This is a genomic window from Urbifossiella limnaea (assembly GCF_007747215.1).
In the GTDB taxonomy this organism is placed as follows: Bacteria; Planctomycetota; Planctomycetia; order Gemmatales; family Gemmataceae; genus Urbifossiella; species Urbifossiella limnaea.
This window is the reverse complement of the sequence record NZ_CP036273.1, coordinates 5,452,232-5,469,228: the sequence shown is the minus strand read 5'-3', so window position 1 is coordinate 5,469,228 and position 16,997 is coordinate 5,452,232. Positions and strand designations below refer to the sequence as shown.

17 protein-coding genes are annotated in these 16,997 nt (G+C 71.0%); 8 read left to right on the top strand and 9 right to left on the bottom strand.

Translation table 11 applies throughout. The annotated features are described in order from the left end of the window. Positions 1–50 precede the first annotated feature (50 nt). Positions 51–1,580 (bottom strand): xylulokinase, encoded by a 1,530-nt coding sequence (locus ETAA1_RS22290; RefSeq protein ID WP_145242415.1) that lies wholly within the window; start codon positions 1,578–1,580, stop codon positions 51–53. 53 nt (positions 1,581–1,633) lie between these two features. Between ETAA1_RS22290 and ETAA1_RS22285 the strand changes: the two genes are divergently transcribed. Further along, positions 1,634–2,002: a response regulator gene (locus ETAA1_RS22285; RefSeq protein ID WP_145242413.1), complete on the top strand. Its 369-nt coding sequence runs from the start codon at positions 1,634–1,636 to the stop codon at positions 2,000–2,002. Between the two features lie 69 nt (positions 2,003–2,071). Here the strand turns inward: ETAA1_RS22285 and ETAA1_RS22280 are convergent, their stop codons facing one another. Continuing rightward, the gene (locus ETAA1_RS22280) at positions 2,072–2,713 is read right to left on the bottom strand and encodes a sigma-70 family RNA polymerase sigma factor (protein WP_145242411.1); all 642 of its coding nucleotides are present in this window, start codon (positions 2,711–2,713) and stop codon (positions 2,072–2,074) included. 126 nt (positions 2,714–2,839) lie between these two features. Here ETAA1_RS22280 and ETAA1_RS22275 point away from each other — a divergent pair, with 126 nt between their 5' ends. Next, the gene (locus ETAA1_RS22275; RefSeq protein ID WP_145242409.1) at positions 2,840–4,084 is read left to right on the top strand and encodes a vWA domain-containing protein; all 1,245 of its coding nucleotides are present in this window, start codon (positions 2,840–2,842) and stop codon (positions 4,082–4,084) included. A gap of 48 nt (positions 4,085–4,132) precedes the next feature. Here the strand turns inward: ETAA1_RS22275 and ETAA1_RS22270 are convergent, their stop codons facing one another. From ETAA1_RS22270 to ETAA1_RS22245, 6 genes are all read right to left on the bottom strand, one after another. Next, entirely contained in the window at positions 4,133–4,678 is a 546-nt protein-coding gene (locus ETAA1_RS22270; protein ID WP_145242407.1) for a hypothetical protein, read from the bottom strand. Between the two features lie 96 nt (positions 4,679–4,774). Then, positions 4,775–6,319 (bottom strand): tetratricopeptide repeat protein, encoded by a 1,545-nt coding sequence (locus ETAA1_RS22265; protein WP_238389273.1) that lies wholly within the window; start codon positions 6,317–6,319, stop codon positions 4,775–4,777. 287 nt (positions 6,320–6,606) lie between these two features. After that, on the bottom strand, positions 6,607–7,947 hold the full coding sequence (locus ETAA1_RS22260; protein ID WP_145242403.1) for a sigma 54-interacting transcriptional regulator: 1,341 nt from the start codon (positions 7,945–7,947) through the stop codon (positions 6,607–6,609). A gap of 12 nt (positions 7,948–7,959) precedes the next feature. Further along, entirely contained in the window at positions 7,960–8,253 is a 294-nt protein-coding gene (locus tag ETAA1_RS22255; protein WP_145242401.1) for a hypothetical protein, read from the bottom strand. Next, positions 8,250–9,059: a GAF domain-containing protein gene (locus tag ETAA1_RS22250; protein ID WP_202920331.1), complete on the bottom strand. Its 810-nt coding sequence runs from the start codon at positions 9,057–9,059 to the stop codon at positions 8,250–8,252. The genes ETAA1_RS22255 and ETAA1_RS22250 overlap by 4 nt, the downstream gene beginning before the upstream one ends. Before the next feature lie 216 nt (positions 9,060–9,275). Beyond that, entirely contained in the window at positions 9,276–10,430 is a 1,155-nt protein-coding gene (locus tag ETAA1_RS22245; protein WP_202920330.1) for a metallophosphoesterase, read from the bottom strand. Between the two features lie 148 nt (positions 10,431–10,578). Here ETAA1_RS22245 and ETAA1_RS22240 point away from each other — a divergent pair, with 148 nt between their 5' ends. The 3 genes from ETAA1_RS22240 (at position 10,579) to ETAA1_RS22230 (ending at position 12,411) form a co-directional block, all read left to right on the top strand. Continuing rightward, positions 10,579–11,397 (top strand): hypothetical protein, encoded by an 819-nt coding sequence (locus ETAA1_RS22240; protein WP_145242395.1) that lies wholly within the window; start codon positions 10,579–10,581, stop codon positions 11,395–11,397. 120 nt (positions 11,398–11,517) lie between these two features. Then, positions 11,518–11,913 (top strand): TIGR03066 family protein, encoded by a 396-nt coding sequence (locus ETAA1_RS22235; RefSeq protein ID WP_145242393.1) that lies wholly within the window; start codon positions 11,518–11,520, stop codon positions 11,911–11,913. A 117-nt stretch (positions 11,914–12,030) separates the two neighbouring features. Beyond that, positions 12,031–12,411 carry a TIGR03066 family protein gene (locus ETAA1_RS22230; RefSeq protein WP_145242391.1) on the top strand — a complete coding sequence of 127 codons (381 nt, stop codon included), beginning with the start codon at positions 12,031–12,033 and terminating at the stop codon, positions 12,409–12,411. Between the two features lie 56 nt (positions 12,412–12,467). On the opposite strand, the gene ETAA1_RS22225 is transcribed toward ETAA1_RS22230, so the two are convergent. Continuing rightward, positions 12,468–14,168, bottom strand: a complete 1,701-nt coding sequence (locus ETAA1_RS22225) for a sigma-70 family RNA polymerase sigma factor (RefSeq protein WP_145242389.1) — start codon at positions 14,166–14,168, stop codon at positions 12,468–12,470. 620 nt (positions 14,169–14,788) lie between these two features. Between ETAA1_RS22225 and ETAA1_RS22220 the strand changes: the two genes are divergently transcribed. Genes ETAA1_RS22220 through ETAA1_RS32290 form a run of 3 tightly spaced genes read left to right on the top strand, consistent with a single transcriptional unit; the run spans position 14,789 to position 16,994 of the window. Then, positions 14,789–16,120: a hypothetical protein gene (locus ETAA1_RS22220; protein ID WP_145242387.1), complete on the top strand. Its 1,332-nt coding sequence runs from the start codon at positions 14,789–14,791 to the stop codon at positions 16,118–16,120. A 50-nt stretch (positions 16,121–16,170) separates the two neighbouring features. Beyond that, entirely contained in the window at positions 16,171–16,797 is a 627-nt protein-coding gene (locus ETAA1_RS22215) for a Uma2 family endonuclease (protein ID WP_145242385.1), read from the top strand. A 32-nt stretch (positions 16,798–16,829) separates the two neighbouring features. Beyond that, entirely contained in the window at positions 16,830–16,994 is a 165-nt protein-coding gene (locus ETAA1_RS32290; RefSeq protein WP_202920329.1) for a hypothetical protein, read from the top strand. Positions 16,995–16,997: the final 3 nt, after the last annotated feature.

Below are 16,997 nucleotides of genomic sequence, written 5' to 3'. Positions count from 1 at the left end.
TCGCCGCGTGCGGCGTAGCGATGCACCACGCTACGCCGCACGCGGCGGGGCTACTTGATCCGCCCCGCGAACGTCGCCAACCCCGTCGCGTAGTCCGCTACCCACTCGCGCCGCGGCTCCACGCGACCGCGGAACTTCACCATCGTCGCCACCGCGTCCGCGACGGTGAACGGAACCCCCTCGCCGACCGCCGCCCGCAGGCTCGTCTCGTACCCGGCCAGCGCCGTGACCGCGGCCCCCAGCGCCGGCCCCTCCGAAGACACCAGCAACTCCAGCGGCTTGTTCAGCACGCTGGCGAGAATTTCCACCATCAACGGCGACCGGGCGATGCCGCCGCTGACGGTCACGCGGGTGATGGACTGCCCGGCCGCCTCGTGTTCCCGCACGCCGAGCGCGATCAGGTACGCGATGGCCTCGAACGCCGCCCGCAGCCTCAGGCCGGCGCCGTCGGGTTGTTTCGGGAACCACTCCACGCGCGGCGCCGGCACGCCGACCGACGGCTCGCTGAGCACGAACGGCAGCACCGCCACGCCGCCGCACCCCGCGGGCACGGCGGCCGCCGCCGCTTCGAGCTTCGGCCAGTCGGGGTTCGCGCCGACGACGCGGTCGAGGAACTGCGCCCCGTTCGAGTAGCAGCGCATCCACAGGTACGGCCCCCAGTTCAACTTCATCGCGTCGAGCGAGCCGCCGCTCGGCAGCGCCGCCGATGAAGAGTTGACGACGGCCGAGTTGCCGAGGATGACGGCGACGTGGCCGGCGTCGGTGGCCCCGCCGCCGACGAGCCCCGCGGCCTGGTCGTCGAGCGTGGGAAAGACGAACGGCCGCACGTCGGGCGGCAGCCGGGCGTCGAGGGCGACGTGCTCCGCGAGCGCGCCGACGGCCTCGTTCATGTCGATGATCTGCGGCAGGCTGTCCCACGCCTGGTCGCGGTACCCCGGGCTGGCGAGGGCGTTCAGCATCTCGCGGCGCCACTGGTTCGTGCGCAGGTCCATGATGCCGGTGGACGCGGCGCTCGACACGCTCGTGACGCCGAACCTCCCCGTGAGGTACGCCGCGGCGAGCGGGCCGTGGCCGAGCGTCCAGCGCGTCCGCTTCCAGTCGGCGGGCGAAAGCGTAGCTTCGTCCTTCACGAAGTGGCTGAGCGAGTAGCGGACCGCCCACGGGCCGCCGGTGAGGTCGCGCGGCACGTCCGGCCCGCCGAGGCGCTTCAGGCCGTCGGCGTGGTACCGGGCGAGCGTCTGGTCGTTCCAGCAGATGGCGCGGCGTACCGGATTACCGTCGGTATCCACTCGGCCGGCACTGTGGTGGGTCGCGGAGATGCCGCCGACGAGCCAGTCGTCGAGCCGGCCGAGTTCCCTGAGCCGCGCGGCGAGGGCGCGGGTGCTGGCGCGGGCCTGGCCTTCGAGCGTCATCAGGTTCAGCTCGGAGACGCCGCCCTCGGTCCACAGGTCGGTGGGGAAGCGGCATTCGGCGACGACGTTGCCGGCGAGGTCGAAGGCGAGCGCCTTCACGGCCCCGGTGCTGAAGTCCCACCCGGACACGAGGGCGGACGCGGGGACGCGGCGGAGCGGTTCGGGCATGGGAGAGCGGGGGGTTCGAGTTCGGCGGTCGCAGTTCAGAGTATAAAGACGGAATGACGAACGGCGTGATGCTGTGCGACGACCTGATCTTCTTCAGCCGCGTGGCCGCGACCGCCCGCGCCGCCGGATTGACCGTGAAGCAGGCCCGCACGACCGCGGCGCTACTGGCGCTGGCGCGTCAGGAGCCGCCCGGTGGGGTGATTCTCGATTTGCACGCGGACGGGCTCGACGTGCCGGCGCTCCTGGCGGGGTTGCGCGAGGCGTGCCCGGTGATGCCGACGACGGTGGCGTTCGGGTCGCACGTCGAGGCCGAGACGCTGCGGGCGGCGCGCGAGGCGGGGTGTAACCGGGTGCTGCCGCGGAGCAAGTTCGTGCAGGAGCTGGAGACGGATTTGCGGGAATGGCTGGAGCCCGCGGGGTAGCGTGGGTCCGGTTCGGTTCCCGCTTGCGGCGTGGCGTCGCCCGACGAGAAGCCACGAGCGGGAACCGAACTACAAGTCCGCCTCGCCCGCACTCCCGTCCGGCACCAGCACCCCGCGGAGCCGCCGGAGGGCCCGCAGGTAGCGCATCGACGCCGCTGCCTCCGTCAGGCCGAGCGCGTGTGCCACCTCCTGGTTCGACAGGCCCTCGGTGTGGCGCATCAGCACCACCTCGCGGTCGTCGTCACCCAGCTGGTCCACGGCCGCCTCAAGCCGCCGGCGTAGTTCGTGGGCGATGGCCTCGGACGTCGGCGTCCGTTCGGTGTCGATTAGCTGGGCGACGAGCGAGGCGCTGCTCTCTTCGGCCCACGCCGGCCGGGCGATGGGTTGTTCGCGGTCCACGCTGCGGCGCTGGGCCAGGCGGTGGCGGCGGTGCGTGTCGATGATGCGGTCCTGGGCCAGGTGCCGCAGCCACAGGTGGAACGGCATGTCCGGCTTCTTCAGGTAGTCCGTCAGGCGCTGGTTCGCCTCGATGAGCACGTCCTGGACGATGTCGGAGGCGTCCACCCGACGTGCCACCGCGGGGTCGAGCCGCAGGCCGATGACGCGGCGCAGCGGTTCGCGGAATTCGCCCAGCAGCCGGTCCACCGCGGCCGGGTCGCCGGCGCGGGCGTCGTCGAGGAGGCGGTCGGTCGAGTCGCGGTTCGGCCACATGCCGGAATTGTACGAACGCCCGGACGGTACAATGCCGGCGGGGCGCGGGCGAATCACCACCCGCGAACCGCCGCGCCGCCGGGCGTGTCCGGTTCCCGTCACTTCCTTCCCAACCCGGAGTCCGTCATGCCCGACGCCCGCGTCAGCGTGCTGCCGTCTCGCCCGGCCGTCCGCGCCGACGGCGCCTGCACTCTCGACCTGCTCGTGACGATCACCCCGCCCGCCGCCGCCCCCGCGGCCGGCCGCCCGCGGCTGAACCTCGGCCTCGTCCTCGACCGCTCGGGCTCGATGGGGGAGGTCCGCAAGCTGGCGTTCGCCAAGCAGGCCGCCGTGTTCGCCGTCCGCGAACTGGCCGACGGCGACCGCGTCAGCGTCACCATCTTCGACGACCGCGTCGAGACGATCGTGCCGAACGGCGTCCCGGACAAGACCCGCGTCGCCGGGCTGATCGAGTCGGTGGCGCCGCGCGGCAGCACGGCCCTGTTCGGCGGGTGGGCCGAGGGGGCGGCGCAGGTGAGGGCCGGCCACGTGGCCGGCGGGCTGAACCGCGTGCTGCTCCTGTCCGACGGCCTGGCCAACGTCGGCGAGAGCCGGCCGGACGTGATCGCCACCGAGGTTCACAAGGCGGCGACCGCCGGCGTGAGCACGTCGGCGATCGGCCTGGGGGCCGACTACAACGAGGACCTGCTCGAGGCGATGGCCCGCAGCGGCGACGGGAATTACTACTACGTCGAGAGCCCGGCCCAGCTGCCGGGGCTGTTCGGGGCCGAGTTGCGCGGCCTGAGCGCGACCGTCGGCACCGACGCGACGTTCGCCGTGGAGTCGGCCCCCGGCGTGGTGTTCAGCGAGGTGCTGAACGAACTCGACACCACCCCCGACGGCCGCTACCGGCTGCCGAACCTGATCGGCGGGATGCCGGTGAGCGTGGTCGTGCGGGTGACGGTGCCCGGCGGGGAAGGGGAGGTGCCGGTGGCCCGGTTCCGCGTCGAGTGGACGCCGGCGAACGGCGACGGCAAGCGCGTCGCGGTGGCGGGGCTGACACTGCCGGCGGTGCCGTCGGCGGTGTGGGACGCGCTGCCGGAGAACCCCGAGGTGAAGGAGCAGGCGGCGCTACTGGTGGCGGCGCGGGCGAAGAAGGCTGCGACGCGGGCGTCGGAGGCCGGCGACCGGGCGGGCACGGCGGCGTTCCTCGCGATGGCCCGCGAGGCTACCTGTGCCGTCCCGGGGACGCCGGCGACCGCGGCCGAGCTGGCCGCGCTCGACCAGCTCGACGCCCTACTCGTGGACGACGAGGCGAAGTTCCGCAAGCAGGCGAAGTACGAGTCGCACCAGCGGCACCGCGGCAAGTCGTACCGCCCGGACGAGGAATGAGTTCCGCCGCTCGCGGCGTTGCACCGCGGTGCAACGCCGCGAGCGGGGTCACTTCTTGAAGAGTTGCGGCGTCGCGGCCACGACCTGCTCGACGACCTTGTCGGTGAGTTCGCCCTTGCGGAAGGCGAAGTTCGCGACCACCTGCGTCTTCACGAACAGCATCACCGTCACGTCGGCATCCGGGTTCAGGCGGTACGCCGGCGGGCCGTCCGGCCCCTCGAACGCGCCCACCGGTACGCCTTTGAGCCCCTGCTTCTGCGACCACGCGGCCAGGCCGTCGAGGTCGGCGGTCGGCGTCACTTGCGTCATCCACACCTTGTAGCCGGTGGCGTCCTTCCCGGCGCCGGCGGCGTCGAGCTTTGTCAGCAGTTTGCCGAGCGGGTCGGACAGCGACCGGGCGAACACGACGGCGGCGGGCTTGCCGCCCTCGTGCTGCTCGCAGACGTAGCACGTCGGCTGGCCGCGCTGCGGCCCGGTGGCGACGAGGAAGCTATACGGCCCCGGCCGCTTGCCGACCGGAATCCCGGACTGCACCGGATCGGCGGCGACGGCGGCGGACGCGAACACGAGAGCGACGAACGCGGTGCGGATCATGAGAGTCGTGGGTTTGTGGTCGATCGTTCAGCCGGGGCGCAAGCCTCGTCGTGGTTCGTATGTCGACCGGGGTTTGCGCCCCGGCCGAACGAGTGGTTACTCCCGCCCCGCGGCCATCGTGCTCAGGCGGGTTGCTTTCGAGGCAAGTACATTCTTCAGCCGGAGGAAGTCGTCGGGGTCGGCCCGGCTCCAAAGCCTTTGCGCCAGCGCCAGGAAGCGCTCCGCCTCCGTAGCGCGGCCGAGGCGGTCGCACACGGCCCACATGCCGAGCGCCCCGCGGACGCTGCCGCTGTCGTGGGCCAAGGCCTCCAGGAAGGCTTCCTCCGCCTGCACCGCGTCGCCGGCCTCCAGCGCCCCGACGCCCCACGCCTCCATCAGCACGGAGCCGTTGCCCCAGGCGTGGTGTCCGTAGTCGTTCTTGGTCGCGTCCACGGCCTTCTTGAGCAGCTTCAGCCCCGCCTCGCCCTGTCCGCTCTGGCACAGGTGGCGGCCCTGCACCTCCCACTGCCGCAACTCGGCCCGCTTGTCCGACTTCTTCAGCATCCCGCCGCTCGGAGCCTGCTTCAGCGCGTCCACCTCGGCGCCGGCCCGCTCCGTCTCGCCCTTTTCCAGGTAGAGCAGGGCCGCGTAGTACGCCCCGTCGGCCTTGTTTCCCTTGCGGAACTGCTCGACCAGCTTCGTCGCCCCGTCCCAGTCGCCCTCGGCCAGCGCCATGCGGAACCACTCGGGGCGGTAGCTGTACTTGTAGCCCTCGGCTTCCTTCTTCAGTCTCTCCGCCTCGTAGAACCGGCCGTCGTGGACGAGGCTGCGCGTCAGCGTCTCCATGTGGTGGTTAAACTGGTGGTCCTCGCCGGGCGTCACCTTCTGGAGGGCGTGGTAGTCCTTCTGCAACTCGACGGCCCGCGAGCTCCAGTCGGTGGTCGGCCCCCACTTGCCGATCCGCATGGCGAGGTGGGCCTGCATGTGCAGCGCGTGCGGGATGCCGGGCGACGAGCGGATGTAGCCTTCGGCGTACGGCCAGCCGAGCGCCGGCCGCCTGATGTTCTCGTAGAAGTGAACCAGCTCGTGGTTCGCCCCGGGGTTGTTCGGGTTGACGCGGAGCAGCGCCTTGTAGAACGGCGCCTTGCCGTTCACCCCCTCGGCCAGCTGCGCCCGCCAGAACCAACCCTCCTGGTCGTCGTCGTGGAGCGTCAGGAGCTCGTCGAGCGTCGCGGCGGCCTTCTTGTTGCGGGCGTCGGCGGGGGTGTCCGGCCACATCCCTTTCTCTTGCAGCCGGGCCTGCACGAGCAGCCGCTCGCGGTGGGTCGCCTTCGGGGCCAGTTGCTTGGCCTTCTCCAGGGCATACTCCGCAGCGTTGCGGCCGACGCGGTCCGGCAGCTTGACGTGGGCCGGGCCGCCGAGAGCCGCGACGTAGGGCAGCACGCTCGGTGCGGTGCCGGTGCGGCCCCACTTCTCCAGCGACCGCGACAGCATGAGCCAGGCGTAGGCACACTCGGGGTCGTGCTTCAGCGCCGTCTCGAAGCCGCGGACGGCCTCGATCCAGACGTAGGAGTAGTACATGCCGAGCGCCTGGTCCACGAACGCCTGACACTGCGGGTTCGTGGTGCCGACCGGGTAGCTGTAGGTGCACGCGTTCGGCATTGGGACCGCCGGCGCGAGCCCGGACAGCGGCATCTTGTCGGCCTTCGGGGCCGGCCCGGTCGGTGTCGGGGCGGCCTTCGGCCGTGGGGCAGGGAGCGCGTCCTGGGCGGACGACGCGGTAACGCAAAGGACAAGCGCGAGAGCGCAACTGGACAGACGGAACATGGCGGGACGGCCCCGGGGGCGGGAGGGATGTTGAAAGTTTACCCGACGGGTGACGATTGCGGAAGGGGTGGGGCTGCGGAAAACGCGATGAGAAGTGCAGCAGCCGGCCAGAGCCGGCCCCGTCAGGGGTCGAAGTGTTCGGCGTGCGGAAGGCCCCGACCCCTGTCGGGGCCGGCGCCGGGCTTTATCCCCAGGGCCACGATCCGTCGCAGCAGCGCCGCACGCGACAGCCCCAGCAACTCGGCCGCCTTCGCCGCGTTGCCGCGGGTGCGGGCCAGCGCCCGCTCGACGTAGCGCTTTTCGAGCGCCGCCAGCGCCGGCTCCAGCGTCAGCGGCGGCTCCGTGGGCGGCTTCTCCAGCCCCGCACGAACTCGCAACTCCCGGGGGAGCGACTCGCGCGTCAGTGGCCCGCCCACACCCGCGATCACGCCGGCCAGTTCGCGCACGTTCCCCGGCCACGGCTGCGCCGCCAGCACCGCCAGAGTGGCGTCGTCGACGTCGGGCGGAGCGCCGATCGCGTCCAGCACTCGTGATGTGATCCGCGGCAACTCGGCAGTCCGTTCGCGCAGCGGCGGGATCGTGAGCTCCAACACCGACAGCTGCGCGTGAAATTCGGGCAGGAGCCGCCCCGCGTCCACGTCGGCGGCCGCGCTACGGGCGGAACCGCAGATCAGGCGAGGCGTGTCGGGGCGGTCGTCGGTGAACAGATCGACGAGCTGCTGCTGCACGTCGCGGGACAGGGCCGCGGGGTCGGCGAGGAACACGGTGCCGATTTGGTTGGTGCCGGCCAGCCCGCCGTGGCCCCAGAACAGGCTCTCGACCAAATACGGCTGCAACTCGCCGCACCCGACGCGGACGAACATCCGCTCCCGCGCCGCCCCACTGTGGTGGATCGCCCGCGCCGCCGTTTGCTTCCCCGAGCCGGGTTCGCCGACGAGCCACACCGGGGCCGCCGTTTGCCCAGCGAGCCGGAGTTGCGCCGCAAGCCGTGGCGGGAACAGGTCGGGCGTGAACGTCGCGGCGTGCGTCTCGCGCAGCGCCGCGACCGCCGCCGGGATGACGCGCTCGGCTGCCCGCACCGGCGTGCCGACGACGCGGACGGTGGCGACGATGCCGTGCAGCCCGTCGGCCGCGGCGAGCGGCACGAACGACACGTCCCACCACGGCGGACCGGTGCGGTTCGGCGGCGCGGCCCGGCGACTGGTGTCGGCGCGGCCGGCGAGGGCTTCGGGGGTGGGGGCCAGCGCCGCGGCGAGGGGCGAGCTGTGGCGGCGGGCCGAGCAGACGAGGCCGAGCGACTCGGCGAGTGTGGCCCCGGCCAGCCGCTCCCACGCCGGGTTGGCGTACCGAAGCCGACGGTTGCGGCCGAGGACAAAGACGGGTGTGGTGCTGCCGTGGAAGAACGCCCGCCAGCCGAACCCGGCGGCGCCCTTGGGTCGGCCCTTCCGCGGCGGGTCGGCCACCGGGTCACTCCGTCAGCGCTTCGACCAGATGACGAACCACACGGCCTGCGCCGCCAGAATGCCCAGCAGGGCGAACGGGTACCAGATCCCCGGTACGCTCGCGGCCACCGATTCGGGCGTGTCTGGCGGCGGGGGCGGCCTGCGCTTCTCGCGGACCCACATGCCCAGGAGTACGAGACCGAGCACCAATACCGCCGCGGCGAGCCAGACGAGTCCGTCGATGCCCCCGGCCACGGCGAGGAGCATCACCCCCATCCCGGTGGACGCGAGACCGCACACCAAGACGGGGCCGCTGAAGCGGATCACTGCGCCTCCACGAGCGGCTCGTGCTCGCCGGTGTCGTCCGACAGGCCGGTCGCGGTCGGCGCCTCTGACGCCGGCTGGGCGGGTTCGCCGAGCAGCTTGTGCAACAGGGCCGAGCCGCGGTGCGTGGCGGCGATCAGCTTCTCGACGCGCGCGGCCGCGGACGGCGGCAGGCCCGGCGTCCGGGCCACGAGCTCGGCGTGCGCCAGAATCTCGCTCAGCACGTTGCGGAAGTCGTGGCCGGCGTTCCGTTCCGCTCGCGGGGTCGGCGGCGCTTCCACGCGGTTCGGCGACCGCAGCGCCGACTCGGCCGCGGTCATGCGGGCGACCACGACGTCCGCGGCGGCGCGGGCCGCGCGGCGCTCGGGGTCCGACCACACCCGCGGCGGGCCGACGTGCTCGTGGCACAACACGCCGACGAGCCGGTCGTCGCGCATCAGCGGGGCGTCGAGGACGGACGTGATGCCGTTGGGGGCGAGGTAGGCGTCGCCGAGTTCGGCGGTGCGCGGGTCGGTGCGGGCCTCGGGGGCGGCCAGGAGCGGGGTCATCGCCACCGCCCGGACGTACTCCGACGGCACCGCCAGCGGCACGCACGCGCCCTTCGAGTGCCGCCGCTTCGACCGCTCGAACAGGCTGACGCACCGCAGCGCCCGGTCGCCGTTGACGAACAGCCACACACCGACACGCTCGACCCGAACGGCGTCGGCCGCGGCCTCGCAGACGCGCCGGAACACCTCCGGCAGAGGCGCGTCCGGCGCGAGCGCGAAGCCGGCGGTGTCGTTGTTCGGTGCGTCCGGAGCCGTCGTCACGTCAGCCTCCGCCGTGTGACATGAGCGGGGGACGGGGAGAGCCACAACCAGTTTACACCGCGCCGGCCGCCGGTTGATACCGGAATCCGGTGGCGCCGCTGCCACGGGTCACGGTCGTCGTGGGATCACTGTAGCGGTCAGAGGGGTCGCGGGAAGGCCACGTTGCGGCGCGCAGCTCCGCGCTGCCCGACGCGAAGCCGCAAGCGGCAACGTGGCTCACCCGGCTCGCTCCGCGGTGGTGAGGGTGATTCGCACCACCTGCGGCCGGCAGCGGAACCGCAGCGGCTCCTTGCCGCTAAGGCCGCGACCGACCGCCAGCACCGTCCGGCCCGCCTGAAACACGCCCGCGTCGAACCGCCGGCCGTAGACGCTTGGCACGAAGATCGACCCCACCACCGGCAGCCGAATCTGACCGCCGTGGACGTGGCCGGACAGCATCAACCGCACCCCGTTCGCGCCGCCCCAGTAGACGTTGTCCGGCGTGTGGCTCAGGCACCAGCGGAACAGCCCGGCCGGCGCCCCGCTCAGGTCCGGCGGCGGGCCGAACCACGGCCCCTCGTGGCCGACCAGCACCGTCGGCACGCCGCGGACCGTCACCTCGCGCCAGCGGTTGCTCACGACCGTGTAGCCCGCCGCCTCCAGCTCCGCGCGCAGCGCCTCCGGCCGGTGGTGGTCGTCGTGGTTGCCGAGGATGGCGAACTTTCCTTCGGTTGCGGACACCCCCCCAAGCAGCGGGGCGATCCACGTGTGGTGCGTGTCCGTGTCCACGTAGTCTCCGCCAAGGCAAACCACGTCCGGCGTCGGCCACCGGGTTCGCACCTCGGCCAGCACCCGCTCGAAGAACGCCCGGCTCGGCGTGCCGTGGAAGTGGAGGTCGCTCAGGAGCAACACCGTGAGCCCCTCCCACGCCGGCGGCAACTCCGGGACGGCAAGCGTCCAGTCGGTGAAGTCCACGCGGAACACGTCGTTCAGCAGAAGCGTCGCCACCCGCCGCCACTTCCCGTCGCCGACCACCGCCGGCCCCAAATCGGCCCGTACGTCGAGGGTGTGCGTCGTCTCCGACACTAGTGCCCCCGGCCGCGCCCGGAGCAGGCGGACCGCTGTGATGACGGGGAAGACCACGCCGCCGAACACGAGGCAGACGCCGTAGTACGCGACGACCGCGTCGAATGCCGGGCCGAGGGCGTCGGCCGTGGCCAGGTTCAGCAGCGGGAACGCCAGGATGACGGCGCCCGTGACCAGCCGCAGCGGCTTGAGGAAGGCTTTCGGGAAGGGCCGGCCGTAGGCGTTGTTCAGCAGCGCCGTCAGTACGCAGGCGTGACCTACCCACGCGACCAGAAACGCCGCCCACAACAGCACTTGCTTCCCCATCCGGGCAAGATACGGGGCGCCCGGAAGCCCGGGGACGGCTGGCGGCGCGGTTCCGCCCGAAAAATCGGCGCAAGAACTTCCGTCGACACGCGAATCCTCCCCATATGCCGGCCGGGGTGGTCCCCCGGCCCACATCCGGGAGGCGCTGATGATTAAGAAGCTCATCCTGATGGCCGTCGTCGGCGGGGTCGCCGTCGCCGCCCTGAAGGGGACCCGCGTCGGGTCGTTCGTCCGCAACGAAATCCGCTCCGTCCGCGAGGCCGCCGAGGAGCAAATTCCGCCGGAGCGCGAGATCGCCCGCCTCCGCGCCGAGGTCCGTAACCTCGACGGGGATCACGTCAAGGTCGTGAAGCAGCTGGCCCACGTCATGGCCGAGCAGGTCGAGACCCGCGACCGCGTCGCCGCCCTCACGAAGCGGAAGGGCGAGGTCGCCGAGGTGATGCGGGCCCGCGAGACGGCCGTCCGCGCGGCCGAGGAGAAGGCCAAGGCCGGCGAGGTGAACGTGTCCGTGTCGATCGGCGACCAGAGCTACTCGCTCGCCGCCGGCCGCACCCGCCTCAAGGACGCCGTGTCGACGTACGTGGACGTCGACCAGAGCCTGACCCGCACCCGGGCGAAGCTGGAGTCGCAGAGCCGGATCATCGAGCAGCTGGAGCGGCAGCGGGCCGCGTTCGGCCGGCTGAAGGCCGACCTGGACGCCGCCATCGACGAGCTGGAGGAGCAGGTCCACGCCCTGAACCTGCAGCAGATGGAGAGCCGCTACCAGACCGACGGCACCCGGGCGGCGCAGATCAAGGAGTCGATCGCCGCGGCCCGGAAGCGGCTGCAGGAGAAGCGGATCGAGCTGAACCTGCTCCAGTCCGACGGCCGCCCGGCGGGTGCCGGCGAGACGGTGGACGAGATCATGGCCCCGGTGACGACCCCGCGGCCGGCCGCCCCGGCCGTGCCGGCGGCCCAGACCGACTGAGCCGAGTCGCCTCCGGCTCCCCCACACGACGCCCCGGGTGTTCCCGGGGCGTCGCTCGTTTCGCAGGCGCAGTTGCTACAACGAGCGGGTTGGTTCCCCTACTCACCCCGAGGTGCGGCGATGCGGACGGTCACGGTCGGGCTGGCGGGTGCGTTCCTGGTCCTGGCGGTCGGCGGGACGACCGTCGGGCAGGACGCCAAGCAGCTCGACGCCAAGCTCCTGGTCGGCAAGTGGACGCCGGACGACGACGCCAAGCGCGACAAGATGATCATCGAGTTCACCAAGGACGGCAAGCTGGCGATCGCCATCAACTTCAACGGCAAGGAGCTGAAGCTGGACTGCACCTACAAGCTGGACGGCGACAAGCTGGCGATCAAGATGGCGTTCATGGGCGAGGAGAAGAGCGAGGTCATGACGGTCAACACGCTCAACGCCAAGACGCTGGTCACGACCGACGAGAAGGGGAAGAAGGACACGCTCCTCCGCGTCGCGGCCAAGAGCGAGAAGAAGGACTGACGACCGCCGCCGACGCCGTCACCGCCCGGGGTCACCCCCGGGCGGCTTCGTTTGGCCCGCGGCACTCGTCCCGAATAAGACGGATGCGGCCGAGTCCTCAAACCCGGGGGGTGGGTCATGCGCGCGGTCGTGGTCGGCGTGGTGGTGGCACTGCTGGTCGCGGTGGTCGGTGGCGGCGCGGACGGGCGGCAACCGGAGAAGATCGACGCCAGCCTCCTCCTCGGCAAGTGGACGCCGAAGGACGCCGGGAAGAGTGGCGACTTCCTCATCGAGTTCATTAAGGACGGCAAGGTGAAGCTCGAGGCCGGCGACGGGAAGGCCTTCAAGGCCGAGGGCACCTACAAACTCGACGGCGACAAACTGACCCTGTTGCTGAAGATGGGTGAGAAGGAGAAGACGCAGACGCGGACCGTCCACTCGCTCACCAAGACGGAACTCGTCAGCTCGGATGAGAAGGGGGAGAGAAAAGACACGCTCGTCCGCGTGACTGGGAAGTAAGGGAAACGAAAAAGCCCAGCCGTCGCGGCGGCTGGGCTTCGCGCTTCTGACACGGCTCACACCCCGTCGCCGTTCTCCTTCGCGGCCCACTCGCGGAGTTGCTTCATCCCGCGGACGTTAATCTGCCGCACCCGCTCCTTCGTGATGCCGAAGTGCTGGCCGATCTGCTCCAGCGTCATCTCGCGGCTGCCGTCGAGCCCCACCCGCATCCGGATCACCTCGCGCGTCCGCGGGTCGAGGTGGTCCAGCAGCTTGCTCACCCGGGCCTTCGCGGCGTCGGCCACGGCCAGCACCTCCTGCTCGTCCGTCCGCACGTCGGCCTTCGCCTCGAACACCTCGTCGTGGCCGGTCATGTAACGCTGCTTGTGCGTCTTCTCGTCCGGAATGCTCCGGGCGAAGTTCTTGATGATGGCCCACGTCGCGTACGTGCTGAACTTGTTACCGCGGCTGTAGTCGAACTTCTCGACCGCCCGCATCAGCGACAGGTTGCCGTCGCTCACCAGGTCGTCGATGTTCTCCAGGCCGCTGGCCAGGTGCTTCTTGGCGTTGTTGTACACCAGCCGCTGGTTGCAGTTGATGAGCACGTCGCGGACGGCCTTAACGCCCTCGCGCAGCTGCTCGGCCTGCCGCAGTTCGCTGACGCGCGCCCGGGCCGGGTCCACGGCCTCACCGAGCTTGCGGAGCTTGTGCTTCAGGTAGTTCATCTTGCGGAACAGGTGCTGCTCCTGGTCCTTCGTCAACAGCGGCCACTCGTACAGGTGGGCCATCTGCGGCGGCACGTCCTTCGGCGGCCGCATGGACAGCAGCTTCGCGTCGAACTCGGCCTTCCCGGGCATCTCAGCCAGGAACTCGGCGTCGCGGCCCTCGTCGGCGAACTCGGGGCTGTCGATGTAGTCCACGGGGCGGGCGATGAGCTCGCGCGCCCGGACTTCGTTCACCACCCGGTACATGGACGACCGGGTGCGGCCGAAGCGGGTGGCAAGGGTATTCACGGTATCACCTGTGTGGTTGGCTGTCACTCGGGTCAGGTCCATCTGGCGCTTCGCTTCGTAGATCGCGTCCTTGTCCGTATTGGTCAGCCGGCCGGCGGCCGGGTACAGGGCGTGCGCCGGGTGGGCGCGGTCGTGGCTCTTGATGGTAGTCCGTACCGACTCCGTCGAGCGACCCAGTCCCGCGGCGATCCGTCGGGTCGCCTCGGTGAGGCACAGCCCGGCGGCTCGCATGTCGCGTGCCGCCTTCAGAATCTCGTCCTTCTCGCCCTCGCTCAGGTGCGAGAACTTTGCCCCGCGGCTGACGAGGTTCGGGTGCTCGGCGACGAACCGCTCCACCGCCGCAGTCGGAAACCCCAGCTGGCTGCGGCCGGCGACTTTCATGCGGCGGGCGGTCAGCCCGCGGAGGCGCCACCGGCCGATCGTCTTCGTGGACACCCGGAACCGCTCGCTCACCTGTTCGAGGGTGAGCATCGGCTCGACGACCTGCTCCGCCGGCACCGCCGGGATCGACCGCTCGACGCGCCGGGCGAACAGGGCCAGGTCGTGCCGCAGCAACGGGCCGGGGATGAGCAGGTCCGGGTGCGCGTCCGAGCGGTACTCGGTGAGCTTGAAGCAGACCCACTGGTACGGGTACTGCTTGCCCGGGTCGATCTCGGCGACGAGCCGCTCGGCGCGACCCACCTGCTCCTGCCGGCGTGCCGGCGGGGCGAAGCGGGTTTGTTGCTCCGTCAGCTCTCGCAGCGCTGAAACCTTGAAGGCGCTCACCGCCGTTCCTCCCGCCACGGGCCGCTCCGCGGCACCGGGTGTGTTCGGTGTGTCAGGGGATACCGTTTCCGGCCCCCTCCCTTTCCGACGCCGCCGGGCTTTCGGGGTTGCAGTGCCTGCCCCGATTAGATACACCCGGCCCGATCGGGGTTCGCCCGGATGTCCTGCGTATTCAGGACAGGACACCCGGTGTACGACTTCTCTCGGCGTTTCGCTCGTGGGCTCGTCCGATCGACAGCCGGGAATGCGATCCGGCAGGGATTGGGCGATCCGCGTTGTCAGGGGTGCCGACTCGAAGGTGCGATCTCTTACGCAGCAAAGAGGTTGCCGAAGCCGCGGTCCGACCCTACGATTCGCCGCCGACCAGTCGCGATCTCCTGAAATGACAGGGGGTTGTGGCTCCGGTCGTGTCCGACATTTTTGCGACACCGATTGTCGGCGCCTTGAATTAATCACGACAGTGGTCGGATTTACAGGTTCGTGGTGAGTTTTGCTGCAAGCCTTTCTGGCAACGTCGCCGTAGGGGTTCCGGGCAGGGGGTAGAATCGGGTGCGTCGCCGCTAGCGGCGCTGCACCGCCGCTGGCGGCGGAAAGCCTTCCCCTGTAACCCCTTCACCAGTATGCGTCACATTCGCACCCTGTTCGCCGTCGTCTGTGTCGGCTGGGCGACACGTGCCGACGCCCAGGAGGCCGTCGCGCTGTCGGAGGGGTTTCGCCCGAACCACGCCTACAAGGTGGACGTGCGGGTGCAGCTGTCCGGCAAGTTGGCCGTCCCACAGGGGAAGGACAAGGCGCCGCAGCTGCTGCCGGTACTCGGGTCGAGCAAGGTCGTGTACGACGAACGCGTCCTGGAGCCCGACGAGGCGAACGCCCAGAAAACCGTCCGCACGTACCGCGACGTCGAGTTCCGCCGCATGGTCGGCAACGTCACCCAGGACGCGGTCGTACGCCCGTCGGTGCGGCGGATGGTGCTGATCCGGGCCAACGACCGCCGCGCCCCGTTCTCGCCCGACGGCCCGCTCACCTGGGGCGAGATCGACGTGGTCCGTACGGACGTCTTCCTCCCGGCCACGGTGCCGGGCCTTCTCCCGGCGAACGCCGTGAAGACCGGCGAGAAGTGGGCCGCGTCGGCGGCCGCGGTCGCCGAGCTCACTGACATGGAGAAGGTGGACGACGGCGGCCTGACGGTCGAGTTCCAAGGCGTCGCCAACACCGACGGCAAGCGGCTGGCGCGGCTGCGGATCAGCGGCACCGTCCGCGGCGTGAACGAGGACGGCCCCAACCGCCAGAAGCTCGAAGGCACCGCATTCTTCGACCTGGACGCCAAGTTCCTCACGTACCTGTCGGTGAAGGGCACCCACGAACTGCTCGACGGCACCTCCGGGCAGACGACCGGCGCCATCGAAGGCTCCTTCATCCTGACGCGCACCCCGCTCGCGGCGCTCCCGCCGGACCTCTCCGACGCCTCGCTCCGCGGGCTGGCGCTGAAGCCGGACGCGGAGAACACGCTCCTCCTGTACGACGACCAGCGGCTCGGGGTGCGGTTCCTCTACCCGCGCAGCTGGCGGGTGGGGGCGGTGCAGGGGAAGCAGGTGACGCTCGACCACTCCCGCCTCGGCGGCGGCATCCTGGTGACGGTCGAGACGGCGGCGAAGACGCCGGCGGTGGACGATTACTTGCGCGAGACGACGGCGTTCCTGGAGAAGGAGAAGGCCCGCGTGTCGGTGGCGGCGCGGCCGGCGCGCATCCGGGCGGAGCCGATCACGGTAGACCGGTTCGCGCTGGACGTGGCGTTCGGCACCGAGCTGGCGAAGATGGAGTACGCCGTGCTGAAGCAGACCGACGGCGGAGCGACGGTGGCCGCCCGGCTGCCGCTGGGGCCGGCGGCGGAGCTGCGGGCTGACCTGGAGCGGGTGGTGCGGAGCATGTCGATCACGCGGCGGATTGAGTAGCCGCGCCGCCCTTGGTACGATTCCCGGTGCCCGCCCGTGAGGTGCGACCAATGACGACCGCCGCCGCCCCCCGCCCAGCCCCCGCGCCGCCGCTGACGTCCGACGACCTGTTGCGCATGGGAGACGCCGGGAAGGGGTACGAATTGGTCCGCGGCCGACTTCAGGAGTTGAACATGAGCACCGAGTCGTCGCGGGTCGGCGGCGAGGTCCACTTCCACATCCGGACGTTCCTCGCACGGAACCCGCTCGGAACGGTGTTCCCGCAAGAGACGGGTTTTCGATGCTTCGCCGCCGACCCCACGGACCCCGGTCGCGTGCGGAAGCCGGACGCAGCATACGTGTCCTACGCAACCCTTCCGCCTAGCCGGTACAAGCGCGACGGGTTCTGCGAGGTGGTGCCCGACATCGTGGTGGAGGTGATTTCGCCGAAGGATTTGGCCCGCGAGGTGGACCTCAAGCGAGACGAGTGGCTCCGCACCGGGGTGAAAGATGTGTGGGTGTTGAACCCCGACACCGAAACCGTCCTGGTCTGCCATGGCGGAGGGGCATCGGAACTGCTGCGCCCCGGCGACACGATCACCTCGCCCGTCCTGCTTCCCGGCTTCGCCGTCGCGGTCGCCGACCTGTTCCGCTTCCCGCCGATCCCGCTGCAAGCTCCGGCCGCGGGTGGCGAATAGCGGGGCAGAGCGCCCGCCCGCAGGAGCCCGCCGTGGCCGATGTCGAAGACGACTTCGCCGACTACCAGGACACCCGCGACCGCGAAGGCGGCCTCCACCCCGGCCGGTCCGACGTTCCCCGCGGGCTCAACTTCGTCGTCGCGGTCGCCGCCGCCGTCATCCTCGCCGCCGCGGCCGCGCTCGTGTTCATCCGCTGATCC

Bases quoted from the DNA above. Each gene is read 5' to 3' on its own strand.
- ETAA1_RS22290 (WP_145242415.1), bottom strand. From the start codon at position 1,580: ATGCCCGAACCGCTCCGCCGCGTCCCCGCGTCCGCCCTCGTGTCCGGG.
- ETAA1_RS22285 (WP_145242413.1), top strand. From the start codon at position 1,634: ATGACGAACGGCGTGATGCTGTGCGACGACCTGATCTTCTTCAGCCGC.
- ETAA1_RS22280 (WP_145242411.1), bottom strand. From the start codon at position 2,713: ATGTGGCCGAACCGCGACTCGACCGACCGCCTCCTCGACGACGCCCGC.
- ETAA1_RS22275 (WP_145242409.1), top strand. From the start codon at position 2,840: ATGCCCGACGCCCGCGTCAGCGTGCTGCCGTCTCGCCCGGCCGTCCGC.
- ETAA1_RS22270 (WP_145242407.1), bottom strand. From the start codon at position 4,678: ATGATCCGCACCGCGTTCGTCGCTCTCGTGTTCGCGTCCGCCGCCGTC.
- ETAA1_RS22265 (WP_238389273.1), bottom strand. From the start codon at position 6,319: ATGCCGAACGCGTGCACCTACAGCTACCCGGTCGGCACCACGAACCCG.
- ETAA1_RS22245 (WP_202920330.1), bottom strand. From the start codon at position 10,430: ATGGGGAAGCAAGTGCTGTTGTGGGCGGCGTTTCTGGTCGCGTGGGTA.
- ETAA1_RS22240 (WP_145242395.1), top strand. From the start codon at position 10,579: ATGATTAAGAAGCTCATCCTGATGGCCGTCGTCGGCGGGGTCGCCGTC.
- ETAA1_RS22235 (WP_145242393.1), top strand. From the start codon at position 11,518: ATGCGGACGGTCACGGTCGGGCTGGCGGGTGCGTTCCTGGTCCTGGCG.
- ETAA1_RS22230 (WP_145242391.1), top strand. From the start codon at position 12,031: ATGCGCGCGGTCGTGGTCGGCGTGGTGGTGGCACTGCTGGTCGCGGTG.
- ETAA1_RS22220 (WP_145242387.1), top strand. From the start codon at position 14,789: ATGCGTCACATTCGCACCCTGTTCGCCGTCGTCTGTGTCGGCTGGGCG.
- ETAA1_RS22215 (WP_145242385.1), top strand. From the start codon at position 16,171: ATGACGACCGCCGCCGCCCCCCGCCCAGCCCCCGCGCCGCCGCTGACG.